1 protein-coding gene is annotated in these 683 nt (G+C 69.1%); it reads left to right on the top strand.

Features of this window, described 5'->3' with window-relative positions; genetic code table 11:
- On the top strand, positions 1 to 683 hold a 683-nt coding region (locus ACYJSS_RS30680; RefSeq protein WP_459481277.1), incomplete at both ends, for a hypothetical protein.

The following is a 683-nucleotide window of genomic DNA, read 5'->3' as shown; positions in this document are numbered from 1 at the left end:
GGCCTGGTGGAAATCGGCAACGCCGGCTTCAGCCTCACCAGCGCCAGCCTCAGCAACCAGCAGGGCACCTTGCGCCACGTCGGCACCCAGGGCTTCGCCCTCAGCCTGGCCGATGCCGGGCAGGCCGGCGGCAGCTTCATCACCAACGGCGTGCTCAGCCTCGACGTCGCCGACTGGACCAACAGCAGCCTGCTGCAGGCCCAGCGCCTGGACCTCAAGGTCGGCACCTTCACCCAGACCGCCAGCGGCAAGCTGGTGTCCATCGACGACATCACCGCCAGCGGCGGCGACTGGACCAACGACGGCGCCATCGAAACCGAAGGCAAGCTGCAACTGGCCCTCACCGGCCGCTACCAGGGCAACGGCAGCCTGAAGAGCCTGGGCGATCTGACCCTCAGCGCCGCCAATGCCGAACTCGGCCAGGGCGCGCAACTGCGCAGCGGCGGTAAGGGCGAGTTCCGCCTCGGCAGCAGCCTGGTCAACGCCGGCACTATCAGCACCGTGGGCGATGCCCTGTTGATCGTCGCCAGCCTCGACAACCGCGGCACCCTCGGCGCCGCGCAGAAGCTGCGCATCGAAGCCCCGACCCTGCTCAACCAGGGCCTGGTCTTCAGCGGCGCCGACATGGCCCTGCGCGCCAACAGCCTCACCAACCTCAAGGGCGACATCTACAGCCTGGGCGC

The sequence above is a fragment of the Pseudomonas sp. No.21 genome (genome assembly GCF_054558415.1).
Note: the sequence above shows the minus strand (reverse complement) of the source record. Positions and strands in the feature narration are given on the sequence as shown.